We start from the raw sequence: 17,675 nt of genomic DNA, 5'->3' as shown, positions 1-17,675 counted from the left end.
AAACTTCTTGGGATTACTTGTGATGAAATTGCCTTGTCCATACTTATACGCATGTCATGTCAGAATGTAGGTATGTTACGTCAGGGGCTTAGTAAGCGCATCAGCGAGTGAGTAGTAATTTAAAAAAATTTTTAGAAAAAAAAGCTGCTCAGATATGTTGTGTTAAAGTTTAAATTACAATGCTTCAACAAGTGAGTCTTTTAGAATGATGTTTAGTTTTGGTTTTTTAATATTGAGAATAAGATAAATTACCTCTTTGATATTACGGATTGTTTCTTCAATAGTTTTGCCTTGAGTAAAACAATTTGAGTATTCCAGGCATTTTGCAATATAGAATTTTTCGCTTTTCCATATCTCAACGTTAATTGTCTTCATTTGTAAATCTCCGCTAATTAAGAAATTTTTTGTTTAAAGATATCCCATTTAATATTAATTTCTTTGGCGATAAGTCTTGCTGTGTCTCTGTCGATTTCTTTATGTCTGCCTACCGGTACATTTATATTCCCATTTGTAAAGATTGTGTGGTTACTGCCTTCTCTCAGGAATCCGAAACCGTAGTCTTTTAGGGCCTTAATGATTTTAATTCTTTTATAGCTCATGGAGTAGCGAAATTTATTTTATTGATCTCTTTTTTAGAATGGTCAGGACATAAATGTGCATAGAGTTCTGTTATATATGTCGTGGAATGCCCAAGCCATTGAGCTATGAGCCAAATGGGTGTTCCGTTCATGGCGTGATGACTCGCAAAAGTATGTCGTAATGTGTGAATTCCCACGTCAATTAAACCTACTTTTTTAACTACGTTTTTAAAGTTTCTTGATAAAGTATCTTCTTGAATGATATTCTTTTTATGGTAAATGTTGTTTGATTTTTGGTAATAGGTATAAGTAAAACAGGTCCCTTCTTTTTTTTCTTCAAACATTGAAACTAATTTATCATGGAGAGGGATTATTCTTTCTTTTCCTGATTTTGTTCTGAAGTTGTCTTTATTTTTTATATAGATTAATTTCTTCTCGAGATCGATATCTTTATATTCTAGATGTATTAATTCTCTTCGTCTCATGCCTGTATAAATTGCTGTAGTTACGAGATTCTCAAAGTAATTTCCTTTACATGCCTCAATTACTTTTTTAACCTCATCTGTAGAGAGAAATCTTGTTTTGTTGTTAAGAATGCCTCGGAGAGGATCAAGTTTTTTTATAGGATTATTTTTGATTAATTCATATTTAACAGCACGATTAAATAGGTTTGAAAGTGTGGCAAATACTGTTTTTACGGTATTTTTTTTATTAAATGATAACCTGAGATTTCTATATTCTTCGAGTTGTTGAATAGTGATGTCTTCGAGGAATAATAATTTTTGTTTTTCGCAGTATTGAAAAAAGTTAAAGAGAATATATTTTGTTGTTTTGTACCAATCCTTGCTAATATTTCTCTCTATTGTATTGAGATGTATAAGGATAAAATCTAGTATTTTAGTTTTATTTGGTTTTTGTGTAAAAGTCATTAAATTATTGTTTAATTTTAATGCCTTTTCTACGATATTGTTAGGCAGGGTATGAGAGTATTCTTTTGTAAAAATACCCTGAATCTAGCGCGTCTGCCAATTCCGCCACTTCGGCTAACAGTAGATTTTAAAAAATATGGAGAATCAAGTCAAGGATTTAATAAATTAGCCTTGCATTCATGTCTGCAATCTGTTACGATTTTTAGGTCATATTTAACTATTAAGTTTTCGTTACGCTCGGTTTTTTTGCTCATATGTTTGGGATGTAACCCTGATTAAGTGGATTATTATATACAATATACATGGAAATTATCGCCAAGAATAGGAAAGCATATTTCGAATATGAGATCCTGGAGAAGATCGAAGCGGGTATTGTACTTACTGGTACCGAAGTTAAGTCAATCCGGAACAGAGATGTAAGTATCAATGAAAGTTTTGCCCTTCTTGATAATGGTGAAATTTATATGTATGAGATGCATATTGGGCAATATAAGCAGGGAAATCGACAGAACCATGATCCTAAAAGGGTTAGAAAACTTCTTCTCCATAAGAAGGAGATAAGCAAGATAGCCGGGAAGATCAAACAAAAAGGATATACCATGATTCCTTTATCACTATATTTTAAAGAAGGTCTCGTTAAGATAGAGCTTGCGCTTGCCAGAGGAAAGGCGAAAGTTGATAAGCGTGAGGATCTGAAAAAACGTGCCATTGAGAGGGAAATCCAGAGGGCTATGAGATAATTTTAGAAATTTCTGTAAGTATAGGTATTTTCATTCTCTATTATGGCTAAATTAACGTAAAGTATTTTGTATACTTTACCTTGCATAATAATCCACAAAAGAACATGAAAGGGATACTATGCCTTCTGCAAGGATATTAATTGTAGAGGATGAACGGCAAACTGTAGATACGTTGAGAGATTTATTTGAGCAGCATGGCTACGAGACTGAGGTTGCCTTGAATAAACAAGTAGCACTGACGATTCTCCAGGAAAGAAAGATGGATCTTTTAATTCTAAGTACAACAGTTCAGGAGAACCTCGGGATAGAGATCTTACAGGAAATAAGAAAAATGAGTCCGAGTTTACCCGCTATCATGATTAGTGACCAGAAATCAAAACGTGTTGAATCTTCCTCTGCAAAAGCTGGTGCAAATATTTTTATTGTTAAACCTTTCGATGATGAGCTTATTTTACACACCGTTGAGAATTTGTTAGAATCTCGGTTTGACATTCCGGTATCAAAAAAAACAAAGACATATCCCAAAGGCAAGAAATAATCTCTTTGGTTTCTCTGCTAACAAGATTTATGAGTTTTTTCAGGTTTACAGTAAGAATATATCCTTACATTGGTATATTTTTTCTCATTATTTTCAAAATATTCCTTCCTGGAATATTTTTTGCTATAAACCTGGAAGCAAACACAAATAATTTAAACAAACAAATTCAAACCCTATTAAAAAATCTCGATCTGAAACAGGTATCATGTGGTATTAGCGTTGTATCTCTTAAAAAGAATGTGTCGGTATATAATTACCGAAGCAACAATTTATTTAGTGTTGCCTCAAATATGAAACTTCTCACCACTGCCGCGGCTTTAGATTATTTGGGACCAAATTTTACCTATGAAACAAGCATTGAAGCTAACGGTGTAATAACAGATTCAGGGAAACTCAAGGGTGATGTTGTCTTGAAAGGGAGCGGCGATCCCAACCTATCTGGCAGGTTTTATCATGGTAATATTTTAGCTGTTCCTGAATCCTGGGCGAATGCTATCAGAAGCAGGGGAATTTCCAGGATTACCGGTGATATTATAGCAGACGATACAATCTTCGACCGTGTCTATACCCGTCCTTCATGGTCAAAAAATCAATTGTCAGCATGGTATTGTGCTCCAAGCTGTGGATTATCATTTAACGATAATTGTGTCGATATAACACTCATTTCCAGTAAAAAACCAGGAAATGCTGTAATTCTGTTAATAAATCCGGATACATCATATTTTACTATTGTTAATAACTGTATAGGTACGTCTGATAAAAAGGAACATGCTTATTCAATGTATCGCGAGCCTGAGACTAATCGGATATTTATCACCGGTAAGTTTTGGATTAATGCATCCCCGAAAAGGGAGTGGGTAACTGTGTATAATCCGGCTCTTTACCTTGCAACGGTCTTTAAAGAAGTTTTAGAAAAGTATGGAATTCTCGTTGATGGAACTGCCCGCTTAATTGATGAAACAGATGTTGCTGATGCCCATAGGGAAAGGATTACACAAACTACTTCTACCATGGGGCAAACTATTTCGGTAACCAATAAACGCAGCCAGAACTTTTATGCTGAACAGATACTAAAAACTTTAGGGGCGCATGTTAACGGAGAGGGTAGCACTAAGTCGGGAATAGATATCCTGCATAATTTTATGAATAAACTGGGTTTTCATTCTGATGAATATCACATTGAAGACGGTTCAGGATTATCGAAGGGTAACAGGTTCTCTCCGCATATGATAACGTCTCTTCTGACGTATATGTATAAACATCCCCATGGTAAAGTATTGTACGATTCTTTACCTGTATCAGGAAAGGATGGTGGGTTAAAAGATCGAATGGTTTCTCCACAATACAAGAATAGAGTACATGCGAAGACAGGGTATATAGCAAAAGTGTCCACGCTTTCCGGATACATAAATACCCCCAATGGAGATGTGCTTGCTTTTTCGATTTTAATGAATAATTTTAATAATTTACGTAGCATCCATAAAGTACAGGATGATATTTGCCGGACATTAATAAACTATTATAATTAAAATACCTTTATGAGTGAACATATCAAAAGAGTATATTCGCTTTATGCATGGATTTATGATGGCTTTTTTGGAAAAATATTTGAGCCGGGAAGGTATGCCGCTTTTCATATGATGAATGTAAAGCCCAATGAGACTATCCTCGAAGTCGGTTTGGGGACTGGGCTATCATTACCCTTATACCCAAAAAGTGCTCACGTGATTGGGATCGACATTAGTCAGGAAATGTTAAATAAAGCCGAGGTTAAAAAACAATATTATACTTTATCAAATGTGACTTTGTATAACATGGATGCATCATCCATGACCTTTGCAGATAACACCTTCGATAAAGTCATTGCATCTCATGTAATCACCGTAGTTCCCGACCCACTACGTATTTTACATGAGATAAAAAGGGTATGCAAAAAGGATGGAGAGATTTTTATATTAAATTATGCAGGTTGTAATAACCGGCTTATTTCACGTTTCGAAAAATTTATTTCCCCATGTAGAGATAAATTAGGTTTGGGAAAGCATATAGACCTTGATAAGTTACTCCGGGGTGCTCACCTTTCAATCGTACACGAGCAACGGGTAAATTTTCTCGGTATGTGCCGGCTAATAAAATGTAAAAATAATTCTGTTCTTATATAACGTAACGGTTCTGAGAGAGGAAAAAGTATCCTCTTCTCTACCTTATCTCCAGATTGTTGCTTAATATCTCATGTAACGTTTCTTTTGGAAAATAAAAAAGCAGTAATGAAAGATGCCCCACACATCAATCATTACTGCTTTTAAAAACGTAAAAAATATATTTCTTATTGTAAAGGATTGGCTATGAGCTTTGTACCAAAGGCGTGAGCTGTCTTTCCAATCCGATACTCACCATCTACTGATACAATAACCTCTTTAACCATGCTATTAGCCGATACTTTTTCAGGCTCATTATCACAAAGTATAACATCATAGGATAAAGACCAGTCTTTTATATCTTTATCAAGATCAACAAACCGAGATCCTATATGTTTCGATAACTCATTGATTTCCGGAGTTACAAAAGTAAGCCGAATATTGTTAAGGTTAATTAAACGTTCCTGGTAAACTTTGGCTTTTCCATAAGCTGGTTTGAACTCTGGTACCAAATCAACAACCTTTCCAAGGGAAACCGGACCATCCAGAAATTTTATAAAATATTCCTTTACACGCCATACTTTTTGCCCGTCAATCGTATCTTCACCATAATAAAATCTAAACTCACAATTACTTCCATTCCTTTTCAAATAATAGAAATCATGGACGGAAACATCGTATAAGAATTGTGCTCTCAGGATACTTTCCTCTTCCGGTGTTACCATTGCATATCGTCTGAAAGGTTCTTCTTCACAATATAAATAGGTTGGTTTCCCAAACTTTTCATTAACTTCTGCTTTTGTTAAACCAATAATACCATCTTCTAAGGTCTCTTTAGCAGAGAGATTATTGTTTACAAAAAGACCTATTCCCAACAAACACATAAATGGTAGCGTTACTGAAATCAATTTACTTCTCATAACTTCCATCCCTTTCATTTTACCTTGTACTTATCGTATAGAATTATGCTTAAACAGCATTACAATTATGTAAAAATTTAAGAATGTAGTATATAAATTAGCATAATATTTGTCAATTAATTATTATCTAAAAAGGTAAAGACCCTGGAAGAATTTGAGAATTGAAACGACGTTTTAAGTTTTAGATTGATTTAAATCCAATGCGTGGAGATCGGCAAGCTTATTCCATAAGTATTCCGAATATCAGATATATCCTATTGACAAATTTTCTTTGACAGTTAATCCATATCATGTTACAAGTAAATATTTATACTTTCTATTAACCAATTCAATACGTAAGTGTGTTCTTGAAAGGAATGTAAAAGATGTTAAAGAAAATATCTCTATTGATACTTGCTTTATTCATTGTTTCAAAGGCCTCGTATGCTTTTGAAAGTGGCACTCTCCGTGGTCGTATTATGGATGGTTTTGGCAAACCTCTTTCTTTTGCTGATGTCACAGCTATATCTAACGGATCGAAGTTGAGGGCGTCTTCCGATTCAACAGGTAATTTTTCTATCAGTTACCATCCTGGCAATATTAAACTGACCTTTGATAAAGGAGGGTATATCCCTTTATACATACCGTTATCGCTTGATGAGACAACCGATCTCTCGATTGGTGATATTACCTTGTGGAAAATACCTCCGAAAGGGGGGCTTTTTGTTGTGGGTGATAACGCCTATGGGGAAATTAATAACGCTGAGTACTATTCTGAAAGTACTAGTAAGGAAAAGCGTTTTTATGCAAAAGGTTCACCGACAAAGATTAAAGGCCGGGAACTGAAATTTATTGATTTTCAAACAGATAATCCTCTGGTAATAGGGAAGACGCTTTACCGTGTTGATTCAAATAATTCATTAGGAAGCATTGTCTTTTACCCTACCCAGAGTTACGTTTTAAATAAAGAAAAGGATGCGTACACAAAGATTGCTGATAATGTTGGTATGCGGAAATTAGAATTGCCGCCAGGCCGCTATTTCTATTGTGTAGGAGAAATAACAATACGGTCGAAGGTTGGACCTGGGTTCTTTTTTGAGGTATCTTCTTAAAGAGCGTTATTTTTTGGATCGGGGAGGTTGTGAGATATAATTTCCCTCAGTTCTTCACCTTCAATGACCTCCTTCTCCAGAAGTCGTTTTGCGAGAATTTGTAAACGGCCTTTGTTTTCCGAAAGTATATCTTTTACTCTTGTGTAGGAGTCGAAGATGATTTTTTTGACTTCATTATCAATTTCTTTTGAAATCTCTTCGCTTGATTCACGGCCCGAGTACCCAAACTCCAGGAATTGTGATTTTCTTTTTTGAAATGTCATAGGACCAATTTTTTCACTCATGCCATATTCTTTAACCATACTCATTGCAATCTCTGTCGCCCGCTCCAGGTCGTTTTGCGCCCCTGTAGAAATCTCATGAAAGATCATTTCTTCCGCTGCGCGCCCGCCGAGTAGTACGGCAAGCCGGTCCAATAATTCTGATCGTGTTAACAAGTACCGGTCTTCAGTAGGCAACTGGAGTGTATATCCCAATGCAGCAATACCGCGTGGAATAATGGAAATTCTATGGACTTTGTCAGCGCCCGGAACTGATTCTGCAACTAAAGCATGGCCTGACTCGTGATAAGCAACGATCTCCAACTCCTTTTTGCTCATAACTCTTTTTTTCTTTTCTAATCCGGCAACTACCCGGTTAATCGATTCTTCAAAATTTTCCATATCCACAGATTCTTTTCCCATTCGTGCAGCAAGAAGCGCTGCCTCGTTAACGACATTGGCAAGATCCGCTCCGACAAAGCCTGGTGTTCGTGCAGCAATAATTTTTATATCTACAGCCTTGCCAACCTTCACATTTTTGCAATGAACCTGTAATATTTCTTCGCGCCCTTTGATATCGGGTCTGTCTACCAGGATATGCCTGTCAAACCTTCCGGGCCTTAATAAAGCCGGGTCCAGAATCTCTGGCCTGTTTGTTGCCGCCATGATAATTACCCCTTTCCGGGTATCAAATCCGTCCATTTCTATAAGAAGTTGATTTAACGTATTTTCCCGTTCTTCGTGACCACCTGAAATAGGCGCTGCTGCACGTATTTTTCCCAAAGCATCAACTTCATCAATAAATATAATACAAGGGGCCTTTTCCTGTGCCTGTCCAAAGAGATCACGCACTCGCGCGGCTCCCACTCCAACAAACATCTCGACAAATCCTGATCCGCTCATAGAGAAAAAAGGCACTTTCGCTTCACCTGCTACTGCTTTGGCTAGCAATGTCTTACCCGTGCCGGTAGGTCCCACAAGCAGTACCCCTTTGGGTATCTTTCCACCCAATCTCTGGTATTTTTGTGGGTTTTGAAGATAATCGATAATCTCTTTTAACTCTTCCTTTGCTTCATCAACGCCGGCTACATCATCAAATGTAACACCGGTATTCTTGTCGATGTAAAGGCTAGCCCGACTTTTTCCGATGGACATAAGTCCTGCTCCGGTTGCTCCACGCCTGGCCCGTGATATCATAATGAGAAAAATTATCATAGGGATAAACCAGAGTAAAAACAGACTGCCACGCCATCCTCCGCTTTCAAGTGCAGAAAATTTTATATTATGCGCAACAAGTTCTTTTACCAGATTTGGGTCTTCTACCTTGACCGTTGTTACGCCCTTCTTACCTTTTTGTTCTGCTTCGGCTTTTAAAATCCCTCTGATCGTTGTCGGATAGAAGATTACCTCTTCCAGTTTATTTTCCTGTATTAATTTCCGGAATTCACTATAAGGAATATTCTCTGTTTTTACGAAGTCAGCCTTTGCAATACGATGCAGGGTGAAAATTGATAGAAAGAGGAGAAATATTACAGATATTTTACAGAAATATTTTGGTGTCATTCTCACTAACCTCATGTTATTTTGGGAGTAAACCTTTACGATCCTTTGGTTCATAAAAAGGTGGGGAGACTCTGTGTCGGAGGTCCTTGTGGCCTGCCTAAATTATATTACAAAGTATCTACTCCTTTGGCAACCTATAATTTGAATGCTGATCTGCATGTCTAATTTTATGTATAGTATTCTCTTTTCTGATATTAATTATTGACTCACATGATTACAGGCCATAAAATTAATTTTAATTTATTTTGTTAACTCTGATTCATGGAAGTTATGTTTCAACCAAGTTATATAAATTTGTATGTGAATATCATGGATCAATATCATCCCTGTTATCTTTCACATAAGTATGCAGAGATTAATCGCTGTATCAATGATGAGGAGTTTGAAAATGTCCTTCAGATAGCATGGGAAGAGGGCATCCACAGATTAGACTCTCAAATGAGCATTTACCCGTAGCTGATCCCATATGGCGGATAGATATGATCTCATCGTTATTGGTGGAGGGCCGGCCGGTATGATCGCTGCCGGTCGGGCTGGAGAACGGGGAAAAAAGGTCATACTTCTTGAAAAGACAAATCATCTGGGCAAAAAACTCCTCATGTGTGCTGCCGGCCGATGTAATATAACCAATACTGCCCCATTAGAGATATTTGTAAAGGCATACGAGAAGGGAGGCCCTTTCCTTCGCACAGCATTGGAAATATTTGATAATGAGAGATTACGCTCATTCTTTACATTGTACGGTATAGAAACAGTTGCGGAAAATAAAGGCCGTGTCTTTCCGAAAAGCCAAAGGGCGGACTCTATCCTGAAAGCGCTCGAGGCTTACCTGTATGATCACAAAGTAACAATCCAGACTAGTTCGTCTGTCCTGCGAATACAAGCAGAAGGCAATTGTATACGAGGGGTAGAAACAAACCGAGGGGATATTTTTGGACGGAATGTTTTAATTGCAACAGGGGGGCTTAGTTATCCTGCTACAGGGAGTACGGGTGATGGCTATAGATTCGCCTCGTCAGTAGGTCATACAATTTCACCACTATATCCGGCTATCATTGCCTTCGAAACGGCAGAGACCTGGGTAAAATCCATACAGGGAACTCCCATGAAAAATGTAAGTATTGCAGCCTGTCAGCAGGGTAAAAAGATTATTGAACATTTTGGTGAGGCGCTTTTTACTCATTACGGTATTTCCGGACCAGCCATTCTTGATATGAGCAAGCGCCTTGTTGAGCGTCTGCCAGAAGGACCCATACGAATACACATAGATTTTAAACCGAATCATGCATTCCATGAACTTGACATCCTCCTGCTAGACCAGATGAAACGGCATGGTAGTAAGGCAATCAAATCCTGCTTAACTTTTCTTATTCCGGAAAAATTGGTTTCTATTCTTCTGCGTCTTTGTGACATTGAGCTGCAAAAAAAGGCAGCACAAATAACGGCACCGGAGAGGAAGAAAATACTGAAACAACTCAAAGGACTATCTCTTACCCTCGTTCGTCATCGTCCGGTTGAGGAGGCTATCGTAATGGCAGGTGGTATAAATTTGCATGAAGTTGATCCAAGGACAATGAGATCTAAACTCCGGGAAGGATTGTATTTTGCGGGAGAGGTGCTTGATATAGATGGTCCCACCGGCGGGTTCAATCTCCAGGCGGCATTTTCTACCGGATATCTTGCGGCGGATTCAATAATCTAGATAACCTTAATGTTAAATTAAAAAGCCGTTTGATTTTTATTCTATGATATGGTATTTACTTAAACTTTCAGACATACGTAAAGTTCCTCAAAATATTTTGATATACTTTTAAAAGGAGTGGAGGCTATGCATCGTGGTATTCTGATTATTGTCTATCTTCTCGGCTTGTCACTGTTTACTCAAATACCCCGTAGTTTTGCAAATGACGAAAAGGTACAAAATATCACAGGAAATGCTTCTCTTAGTGAAAACGGATTAAAACATCACGGTCTGCAAAGAAACCTTGAATTTTCAAACTTCCTTGAAGGATGGTTAACACCCTGGGAGAAGTACGAAGAAAGTAAAACCCAAGCGCACAGAGTACCTCTCTTACGTATTGTGCCTGCATTCTTTAAGAGAGAAGTTCGTTTTAATTATATTTACATAGATGATGAAGATGATGGGGAGTTGGATGCTCATGAGTGGGGGTTGGCATTAGAGCTTCCTCTTACCCTGCGTATTAAGCTCGATGTAGAGACAAAAGTATTATATACGAGTGGAGGCACCGAAAACGTTGGAGTTGGAGACACTAGATTTGCTTTAAGAGCCATGCTTCTGGAATCGAATACCTTCTCGTTGTCAACAGGTTCTGTTATCGATGTTCCCACAGGTGATGAGGACCGGCATCTGGGTAGCGGGGTAACAACCCTTGGTCAGCAACTTGCGTTTTGGATGGATATGGGACATCGCATAAGCCTGCATTCCTTTTTAGGTGTTGATGTCCCTACCGGTGGAGATCACAAAGAAGATGCCAATGTAGATTTTCTTTATGGTGTGGCATTATCAAAAACCTTTACCATGGAAAATGTTCCAGTCCTGGAAGGTATTACACCATTTATTGAATTGAATGGCCAAAAAGGGTTTGGATTGGAAGAGCATGAAGAATACCGTCTAGATATTCTTCCAGGCATGCGTTGGGATCTTTCTCACGAACTGTATGTTATGCATGGTATTGAAATTCCTTTGAATGGAACAGAAGAGTTTGATAAACGGGTTTGGTTTAGTGTTATCAAAGATTTTTAATTTCAATGGGACGCACAAAAAGAACAACAATAAAATACTAATAGCTCGTATATAATTCTTGTACTTCCGTATCGGTTAAAGCCCTGTCGTAAATACGAATATCATCGATAATTCCTTGAAAATAGCCGTTATTAACCCTTGAATATCCAATTCTCATATCAGAGTACGACGTTAACGGTACTATGGTATTTCCCGCAGGGTGGGTCCGTGTATGGGCCAACTGTCCATTGACATACAATTTTTGTTCTCCTGTCGTTTTGTTATAGGTGCCTACAGCATGGAACCAACTACTTACCGAATTCATTAAATTTTTTTGGGTAGTCTTTATGCTCCTGATTCCACCAACATCTTTTGTTATTACGATAAACTGGAGTGTATCAGGATCACTTTTGTAAAACCGTAAATCAAAACCCTGTTGAAACTGGGCATCTGAATTCCACTTATATCCACCGAATAGAGCATCAGCATAGGTTGTATCATTGGTATTTTTATAAAACCAGGCAGAAATTGAAATCTCATCATAATTCATACGGGGAACGGATACGGAATCATCAATCCCATCAAAGCTTAATCCACCTCCGGCTTTACCGGTTGTCCATGTGGCGCCATTGACGGTGCCATGCTTACCGTTACCGGAAGAATCGTTGGCAATGATTCCTGTTCCCTCGTTTAAGGTATAAAGAGCTTTTAAGTCGCTGGAAGTGCCTGTAACAAATGTGGCAGTTACCGCTTTATTACTGGTCATGGTCAATGTCGTGGGATTGTTACTTCCTGATACATCGCCACTCCAATGATTAAAAATCCATCCCTGATCGGCTTTTGCTGTCAAAGTAACTATCTGACCAGACGTATAAGGCGGGTTTGGATCAGTTGATACTGAACCACTGCCCACAGTTGTTATTGTTAGGCTAAGGCCAGGCGCTACTCCTTTATACAGATTTTCAACCTCGATAGTACTCAACGCCCGGTTATAAAGGCGGACTTCATCTATAATACCGTTAAAATAACCATTATTAGATCTCGAATATCCTATTCTCATGTCAGAATAATATGCCAGGGGCATGACAGTATTGCCCGTCGGATGTATTTGTGTGTTAACTAACTTTCCGTCTATATAAAATTTTTGTTCTCCCGTTGTTTTCTTATAGGTACCTGCAACATGATACCAATTACCAACGGAATTATTAAATTTATATTTTGCCGTCTTGCCTGTTATAACTCCATTTCTATCTCTCGTAAACAGGATAAATTCAAGGGTATTAGGAGAATAACGGTGGAATCGTACATCAAAACCTTCCTTAACTCCGACCCACCTTGATCCCCCAAATATGGCGTCAGCGTTTGCCGTATCATTGGCATTTTTATAGAACCATGCAGAAATTGACATCTCGTCATTATTCATACGGGGAATCAATACATAATCATCAACCCCATCAAAACTTAGCCCATTCCCGCTTCTGCCTGCTGTCCATACAGCTCCGTTAACAGCGCCATTCCTCTTGTAGGTTGACGAGTCAATAGCAACTGTTCCAGATCCATTATTAAAAGCATAGTAAGCCTGGAGGGCCGGACCTGGAACCGGAGGAGTACAAGGAGGAGGCTGGTATGAGTCTGTCAGGATTTGTTCTACGGCAGGAAACCAAACATCAGCCATCTTGATATAACCGTTAGAGTTTGGATGCAAATTATCATCCATATCGCTCTGATAATTCAAGGCATTTTCCATATCGACAATAACAATTTTATCACAATGGGCAATCCGCGCCTCTGCCATAGCCCGAATATTATTGTTAAACTGTGTTATTAACGGATTATAGGTCTTATGATTGATTATAAGAGCCAAAACTACGATAATATCTTTACTATACGTATCAATTTCATCAAGAATAAGCGCTACATCATCAGGGCTTGTATTGAAATCATTCGTTCCGATGTGAAGGAGGATGATATCGGCTGGATTAGCAACGAGCCAGGTATATATCTGCCCAGCTACTTCGTTATCACTCCAACCACCGTGCCCTTCGTGGTTATAGTCAAAACCGGGATGTGCAAGAATACCGTGACTCAAACTCCCTACAAAATCGACATCGTAGCCAGCATCTTTTAAATCAAGATAAAGCTTTTGCCGGTAACCTACCCTATAGTCTTCTGGTATATTCTTTATAAAACCCTGGGTAATTGAATCACCAAGTGGCATAATTTTTGTGCTGGCAGACGCTGCTTTGATTATGGTTACGTATAGAAATATGATATAAGTTATTATAGTAAAAGTAACTATAGTTTTTTTCATGCGTATTTTCCTCTCTATAATTTTATAGCAACGTATCTATTGAAATCCTTGTGTATTTGATATTTTCCCCTGATTGCTTCGACATGGAATATTTTAAGCAAAAAATATTCCATAAAAGTAAAACTTATTTTGCTATACAAGCGAAGTCTTCTATAGTAAGGATAGAAAGAGAGCGGGATGGTAAGGAATGAAAATAGAAAAAAACGTGACATGTCGCAGAGGTGTGCCAGGCACAGAAGTGAGACATGCCACAAAAGGGAATAATAGTTTAAAAATGAGGCGGAGAGGAAGGGTGTTTTACCAATTAGATGTTATAATATTCGTTGTATTTTATAAAAGTAATGATATTATACATAAAATTGATTATGGAACTTTAACCTCGAATTATGTAAAGAGGAAGATAAGGGATTTTGTATATGAATAGTCGGATATTGAATAAAAACAGAAATACCCAGGGTGATCCTTTGCCGTGGTTCAAAGAAGGATTAAGATTTGAATGCCAGCGGTGTGGCAGATGCTGTCGGGGTGAGCCCGGGGTAGTATGGGTTAACGAGACTGAAATAAAGAGAATATCATCATTTCTCGGTATGAGCGAGGCAGTATTTACCAGAAATTATTTAAGGAGTATCAATGGCCGGTTAAGTCTTCTGGAATACGGTAACGGCGACTGTATTATGTATCAAGATGGATGCAAGATATACGCAGAAAGACCTTGCCAATGCAGGACGTTTCCATTCTGGACATCAAATTTGGAAGCGATATCAGAGTGGGAAAAATTAAAAAAAACCTGTCCGGGTATAGATAAAGGAAAATTACATACTATGAAGGATATACAGGATAGTTTACAGATGTATGAAAGGCGATTTGGTAATACGGTGTAATAGCGTATAGTTATACAATTAAAATACGGGACGGCAGTACCATAAGCGCCAAAAAATTCCATAAGAGAGATATTTATACACGTATCGGATTTTTAAGAAAGCATATTTTGCATGAAAACACAAAGCGTATTGAATGATAACATTTATTCAGAATTGGTAATTATCTATCGGCAGTTAGAGCAGGAGTTAACCCAGCTCAATCCTGGCTGTGATAAATGCGGCACATGTTGTAATTTTACTACCTTTGACCATGTCCTTTATGCAAGTAGTATAGAAGTTGGTTTTATCACGCAACACAAAGAAGTACCTGATAGGAGTAATATCTCAAATAACATATGTCCTTTTCTTAAAGATAATCGATGCAGTATCAGGGATTTTCGGATGCTTGGATGTCGTGTTTTCTATTGTAATGTCCATTATCAGGAAATTTCCCATGATGTGTATGAGAAATATTATCGTATGATTAAAGATTTAAGTATAAAGTATAATGTTCAATGGAAGTATTCACCTTTTCTCGAACAACTTGCTGAGTTCAAATCAATATCATCGGCGCTTGCCAATACCTTATATCCAGACCCATCTCCATCCGTCCATTCTTGAGATTTACAGGAAATATTTTGACTTACATTACAAAAATACTATAATTTAATGAGACTCAATTTCAATAGATTGAGGCCTTTCCATAGTTTATGTAACATAGCAGGATTAAATACATGTCGCAAAAAGCAGCAGATATCTATAAGGTTGCATTAGTAGGAAATCCAAATGTTGGAAAAAGTGTAATATTTGGTCTCCTGACAGGAAAGTATGTGACCGTATCTAATTATCCGGGGACAACGGTTGAGGTTTCTAAGGGCATTTGCAAAGGACTGGATGGCAGCGTAGAAATTGTAGATACGCCAGGAGCAAATAGTTTAATCCCGCTTTCAGAGGATGAGCGGGTAGCGCGCGATATGCTCCTGGAGGAGTATGATAAGCATATAGTCCAGGTAATGGACGCAAAGAATCTGCGCAGGGGATTATTGATTACCACGCAAATTGCGGAGATGGGCCTACCGGTAGTATTAGTATTGAATATGTGGGATGAACTCTTAGACCGGGGTATGAACATCGATATTGCTGCCCTGCAAAAAATAGTAAATGTACCTGTCATAAAAGCCATTGCTACCCACAGGACAGGGGTAAGTGCATTGCTGGGCGCTATACCATCTGCAAAAGTACCCAATCTTTCTATTGATTACGGGATTTTGATCGAAGAAGGTATCTTAAAGATAGAAAAAGTATTAACTATGGATGCGCGGATAAATAAACGTGCGTTGGCCATTATGCTCTTATCACGAGATGAGGCGCTTGAGGATAATTTAAGAGATAAACTTACCCATGAGATTCTTATGGAAATTCAAGGTATTCGGGACGATGTTCAAAAGCATTTTAGCAATCCGTTAAGCTATGTAATCAATATAAAGCGGGTAAGCTTTGTCGATAAACTCACGAAAAAGGTCTCAATAGCCCATATCCAGAAAAAAGAGACACATCCGCTTATACGCGGTGTATTCTTCTATTTCCTTGTGCCATTAGTATCTTTTCTCGTAGGATATAGGCTTATGGCGCTCTTAATGTACCTGATCTCTGCAGGATTTCAGACCAGTGATGTTTTTAGCCTTGCTGTATCACTTATCGCAGGTGGTATATCAGCATCTTACTTTTCATCATCTGTATACCTGAAAAATCGCAAAGCAAAACTTACTGTATCGGAGATATTAGGCAGTATTACTATGCATCCGTTAGCCGCCTTTCCGATACTTATTATTATATTATGGATTGTTTATAAATTAGTGGGAGAATTTGGAGCGGGGACATGTGTTGATTTTTTTGAAAACAAGATATTTGGTAATTCTCTGAATCCATCAGGTGGTTTTGATATAGCCCTCTACATCCCTTTTGTCCGGAAGTCGTATCATATTTTACATGTGGACTTTCAGGGATTTAACTATTATTTAGGGTTACTTACGCAGAAAGTAATAAGTAAGGATAATATCATATTTGAGTTGTTCTTTAATGAACAGTCAGGATTGATACAGGTTGGGCTTACCTATGCGATTGCCATTGTATTTCCTATTGTAGGATTTTTCTTCCTGGCCTTTGGCATTATGGAAGATAGCGGATATCTTCCGCGTCTTGCAGTTATGGTAGACAAAGTATTTAAACAAATAGGGTTAAATGGGAAGGCTATTTTGCCCATGGTGCTGGGTTTGGGTTGCGATACTATGGCAACTTTGACAACCCGTATCCTGAATACAAAAAAGGAACGGATCATCGCTACCTTACTCCTGGCATTGGCTATTCCCTGTTCGGCACAATTGGGCGTTATCGCCGGTGTACTGGGCCGGATTTCGGGAATATACTTTGCCATATACGCTTTCATCATTTGCACACAACTTCTCTTTGTTGGTTATTTGTCATCAAAGGTGTTGCCCGGTGATCCTTCTGATTTTTTAATGGAGATTCCTCCCTTTCGCATGCCGAAGCTATCAAATATCTTTATTAAGACATTCTACAGGGTTCACTGGTTTTTAAAGGAAGCTGTCCCATTGTTTATGATTGGTACTCTCGCTCTGTTTATCGCAACTAAATTGGGGGTACTGTCTTTTGTGGAAAAAATGGGCGCCCCGGTTATTAAAAATTTTTTGGGATTGCCTATTGAGACAACGCACGGTTTTATTTTGGGGTTTTTACGGAGGGATTACGGCGCTGTAAGTATCTTTGATGCCCTTCAGGAAAAAGGGGGGAATGCAGGCATAGATCCCAAACAACTCTTAGTTTCCTTAGTTGTAATTACCTTATTTATCCCATGCCTTGCAAACTTTTTTGTGATGATTAAAGAACAGGGGACGAAGAATGCATTTCTTATGTTTGCATTTATCTTGCCATATTCAATTCTTATTGGTGGTATTCTCCGCATTATTTTACAGCAGTTCTAAGA

The 17,675-nt window shown here is 38.0% G+C and carries 17 protein-coding genes; 11 read left to right on the top strand and 6 right to left on the bottom strand.

Annotated features, from left to right (window positions below; all coding sequences use genetic code 11):
* Window positions 1-174 precede the first annotated feature (174 nt).
* From FBQ94_RS02835 to FBQ94_RS02830, 3 genes are read right to left on the bottom strand one after another with little or no spacing between them, the layout of a single operon-like run.
* Window positions 175-375, bottom strand: coding sequence for a type II toxin-antitoxin system HicB family antitoxin (locus FBQ94_RS02835; RefSeq protein WP_007222220.1), 201 nt, complete (start codon window positions 373-375; stop codon window positions 175-177).
* Window positions 376-392: 17 nt separating this feature from the next.
* Window positions 393-599, bottom strand: a complete 207-nt coding sequence (locus FBQ94_RS17410; RefSeq protein ID WP_040543766.1) for a type II toxin-antitoxin system HicA family toxin — start codon at window positions 597-599, stop codon at window positions 393-395.
* Complete coding sequence (locus tag FBQ94_RS02830; RefSeq protein ID WP_007222221.1) at window positions 596-1,507, bottom strand: tyrosine-type recombinase/integrase; 912 nt, start codon at window positions 1,505-1,507, stop codon at window positions 596-598. The genes FBQ94_RS17410 and FBQ94_RS02830 overlap by 4 nt, the downstream gene beginning before the upstream one ends.
* Before the next feature lie 302 nt (window positions 1,508-1,809).
* On the opposite strand from FBQ94_RS02830, the gene smpB reads away from it, so the two are divergent.
* From smpB to FBQ94_RS02810, 4 genes are all read left to right on the top strand, one after another.
* Window positions 1,810-2,247 carry an SsrA-binding protein SmpB gene (gene smpB / locus FBQ94_RS02825; protein ID WP_007222222.1) on the top strand — a complete coding sequence of 146 codons (438 nt, stop codon included), beginning with the start codon at window positions 1,810-1,812 and terminating at the stop codon, window positions 2,245-2,247.
* A 118-nt stretch (window positions 2,248-2,365) separates the two neighbouring features.
* Complete coding sequence (locus FBQ94_RS02820; RefSeq protein WP_007222223.1) at window positions 2,366-2,785, top strand: response regulator; 420 nt, start codon at window positions 2,366-2,368, stop codon at window positions 2,783-2,785.
* A 29-nt stretch (window positions 2,786-2,814) separates the two neighbouring features.
* A complete protein-coding gene (gene dacB / locus FBQ94_RS02815) occupies window positions 2,815-4,314 on the top strand; it encodes a D-alanyl-D-alanine carboxypeptidase/D-alanyl-D-alanine endopeptidase (RefSeq protein WP_040543767.1) in 1,500 nt (499 codons plus the stop codon).
* 9 nt (window positions 4,315-4,323) lie between these two features.
* Window positions 4,324-4,947 (top strand): class I SAM-dependent methyltransferase, encoded by a 624-nt coding sequence (locus tag FBQ94_RS02810; protein ID WP_007222225.1) that lies wholly within the window; start codon window positions 4,324-4,326, stop codon window positions 4,945-4,947.
* 164 nt (window positions 4,948-5,111) lie between these two features.
* On the opposite strand, the gene FBQ94_RS02805 is transcribed toward FBQ94_RS02810, so the two are convergent.
* The gene (locus tag FBQ94_RS02805; RefSeq protein WP_285441972.1) at window positions 5,112-5,843 is read right to left on the bottom strand and encodes a hypothetical protein; all 732 of its coding nucleotides are present in this window, start codon (window positions 5,841-5,843) and stop codon (window positions 5,112-5,114) included.
* Window positions 5,844-6,208: 365 nt separating this feature from the next.
* Here FBQ94_RS02805 and FBQ94_RS02800 point away from each other — a divergent pair, with 365 nt between their 5' ends.
* Window positions 6,209-6,934: a carboxypeptidase-like regulatory domain-containing protein gene (locus FBQ94_RS02800; RefSeq protein WP_007222227.1), complete on the top strand. Its 726-nt coding sequence runs from the start codon at window positions 6,209-6,211 to the stop codon at window positions 6,932-6,934.
* Here the strand turns inward: FBQ94_RS02800 and ftsH are convergent.
* Complete coding sequence (gene ftsH, locus FBQ94_RS02795; protein WP_007222228.1) at window positions 6,931-8,757, bottom strand: ATP-dependent zinc metalloprotease FtsH; 1,827 nt, start codon at window positions 8,755-8,757, stop codon at window positions 6,931-6,933. The genes FBQ94_RS02800 and ftsH overlap by 4 nt on opposite strands.
* A 466-nt stretch (window positions 8,758-9,223) precedes the next feature.
* Between ftsH and FBQ94_RS02790 the strand changes: the two genes are divergently transcribed.
* Both FBQ94_RS02790 and FBQ94_RS02785 read left to right on the top strand, forming a co-directional pair.
* Window positions 9,224-10,459, top strand: a complete 1,236-nt coding sequence (locus FBQ94_RS02790) for a BaiN/RdsA family NAD(P)/FAD-dependent oxidoreductase (protein ID WP_007222229.1) — start codon at window positions 9,224-9,226, stop codon at window positions 10,457-10,459.
* Window positions 10,460-10,585: 126 nt separating this feature from the next.
* On the top strand, window positions 10,586-11,521 hold the full coding sequence (locus FBQ94_RS02785; protein WP_007222230.1) for a transporter: 936 nt from the start codon (window positions 10,586-10,588) through the stop codon (window positions 11,519-11,521).
* A 37-nt stretch (window positions 11,522-11,558) separates the two neighbouring features.
* On the opposite strand, the gene FBQ94_RS02780 is transcribed toward FBQ94_RS02785, so the two are convergent.
* On the bottom strand, window positions 11,559-13,811 hold the full coding sequence (locus FBQ94_RS02780) for a LamG-like jellyroll fold domain-containing protein (protein ID WP_007222231.1): 2,253 nt from the start codon (window positions 13,809-13,811) through the stop codon (window positions 11,559-11,561).
* Between the two features lie 187 nt (window positions 13,812-13,998).
* Here FBQ94_RS02780 and FBQ94_RS02775 point away from each other — a divergent pair, with 187 nt between their 5' ends.
* From FBQ94_RS02775 to FBQ94_RS02760, 4 genes are all read left to right on the top strand, one after another.
* The gene (locus tag FBQ94_RS02775) at window positions 13,999-14,235 is read left to right on the top strand and encodes a hypothetical protein (protein ID WP_007222232.1); all 237 of its coding nucleotides are present in this window, start codon (window positions 13,999-14,001) and stop codon (window positions 14,233-14,235) included.
* On the top strand, window positions 14,228-14,692 hold the full coding sequence (locus FBQ94_RS02770; protein WP_285441971.1) for a YkgJ family cysteine cluster protein: 465 nt from the start codon (window positions 14,228-14,230) through the stop codon (window positions 14,690-14,692). The genes FBQ94_RS02775 and FBQ94_RS02770 overlap by 8 nt, the downstream gene beginning before the upstream one ends.
* Window positions 14,693-14,803: 111 nt before the next feature.
* Window positions 14,804-15,292 carry a zinc/iron-chelating domain-containing protein gene (locus tag FBQ94_RS02765; protein WP_007222234.1) on the top strand — a complete coding sequence of 163 codons (489 nt, stop codon included), beginning with the start codon at window positions 14,804-14,806 and terminating at the stop codon, window positions 15,290-15,292.
* 113 nt (window positions 15,293-15,405) lie between these two features.
* Window positions 15,406-17,673 carry a ferrous iron transporter B gene (locus tag FBQ94_RS02760; RefSeq protein ID WP_007222235.1) on the top strand — a complete coding sequence of 756 codons (2,268 nt, stop codon included), beginning with the start codon at window positions 15,406-15,408 and terminating at the stop codon, window positions 17,671-17,673.
* Window positions 17,674-17,675: the final 2 nt, after the last annotated feature.

This window comes from Candidatus Jettenia sp. AMX1, from assembly GCF_030263775.1.
In the GTDB taxonomy this organism is placed as follows: Bacteria; Planctomycetota; Brocadiia; order Brocadiales; family Brocadiaceae; genus Jettenia; species Jettenia caeni.
The sequence above is the reverse complement of the archived record's forward strand: the minus strand, read 5'-3'. Positions and strand labels throughout refer to the sequence as shown.

What these genes read in the sequence shown, in the direction of transcription:
- FBQ94_RS02780 (WP_007222231.1), bottom strand. Translation starts at nt 13,811, where the DNA reads ATGAAAAAAACTATAGTTACTTTTACTATAATAACTTATATCATATTT.
- FBQ94_RS17410 (WP_040543766.1), bottom strand. Translation starts at nt 599, where the DNA reads ATGAGCTATAAAAGAATTAAAATCATTAAGGCCCTAAAAGACTACGGT.
- FBQ94_RS02810 (WP_007222225.1), top strand. Translation starts at nt 4,324, where the DNA reads ATGAGTGAACATATCAAAAGAGTATATTCGCTTTATGCATGGATTTAT.
- FBQ94_RS02805 (WP_285441972.1), bottom strand. Translation starts at nt 5,843, where the DNA reads ATGAGAAGTAAATTGATTTCAGTAACGCTACCATTTATGTGTTTGTTG.
- FBQ94_RS02835 (WP_007222220.1), bottom strand. Translation starts at nt 375, where the DNA reads ATGAAGACAATTAACGTTGAGATATGGAAAAGCGAAAAATTCTATATT.
- FBQ94_RS02800 (WP_007222227.1), top strand. Translation starts at nt 6,209, where the DNA reads ATGTTAAAGAAAATATCTCTATTGATACTTGCTTTATTCATTGTTTCA.
- FBQ94_RS02760 (WP_007222235.1), top strand. Translation starts at nt 15,406, where the DNA reads ATGTCGCAAAAAGCAGCAGATATCTATAAGGTTGCATTAGTAGGAAAT.
- FBQ94_RS02830 (WP_007222221.1), bottom strand. Translation starts at nt 1,507, where the DNA reads ATGACTTTTACACAAAAACCAAATAAAACTAAAATACTAGATTTTATC.
- FBQ94_RS02765 (WP_007222234.1), top strand. Translation starts at nt 14,804, where the DNA reads ATGAAAACACAAAGCGTATTGAATGATAACATTTATTCAGAATTGGTA.
- FBQ94_RS02790 (WP_007222229.1), top strand. Translation starts at nt 9,224, where the DNA reads ATGGCGGATAGATATGATCTCATCGTTATTGGTGGAGGGCCGGCCGGT.
- FBQ94_RS02770 (WP_285441971.1), top strand. Translation starts at nt 14,228, where the DNA reads ATGAATAGTCGGATATTGAATAAAAACAGAAATACCCAGGGTGATCCT.
- smpB (WP_007222222.1), top strand. Translation starts at nt 1,810, where the DNA reads ATGGAAATTATCGCCAAGAATAGGAAAGCATATTTCGAATATGAGATC.
- FBQ94_RS02820 (WP_007222223.1), top strand. Translation starts at nt 2,366, where the DNA reads ATGCCTTCTGCAAGGATATTAATTGTAGAGGATGAACGGCAAACTGTA.
- FBQ94_RS02775 (WP_007222232.1), top strand. Translation starts at nt 13,999, where the DNA reads ATGAAAATAGAAAAAAACGTGACATGTCGCAGAGGTGTGCCAGGCACA.
- ftsH (WP_007222228.1), bottom strand. Translation starts at nt 8,757, where the DNA reads ATGACACCAAAATATTTCTGTAAAATATCTGTAATATTTCTCCTCTTT.
- dacB (WP_040543767.1), top strand. Translation starts at nt 2,815, where the DNA reads ATGAGTTTTTTCAGGTTTACAGTAAGAATATATCCTTACATTGGTATA.
- FBQ94_RS02785 (WP_007222230.1), top strand. Translation starts at nt 10,586, where the DNA reads ATGCATCGTGGTATTCTGATTATTGTCTATCTTCTCGGCTTGTCACTG.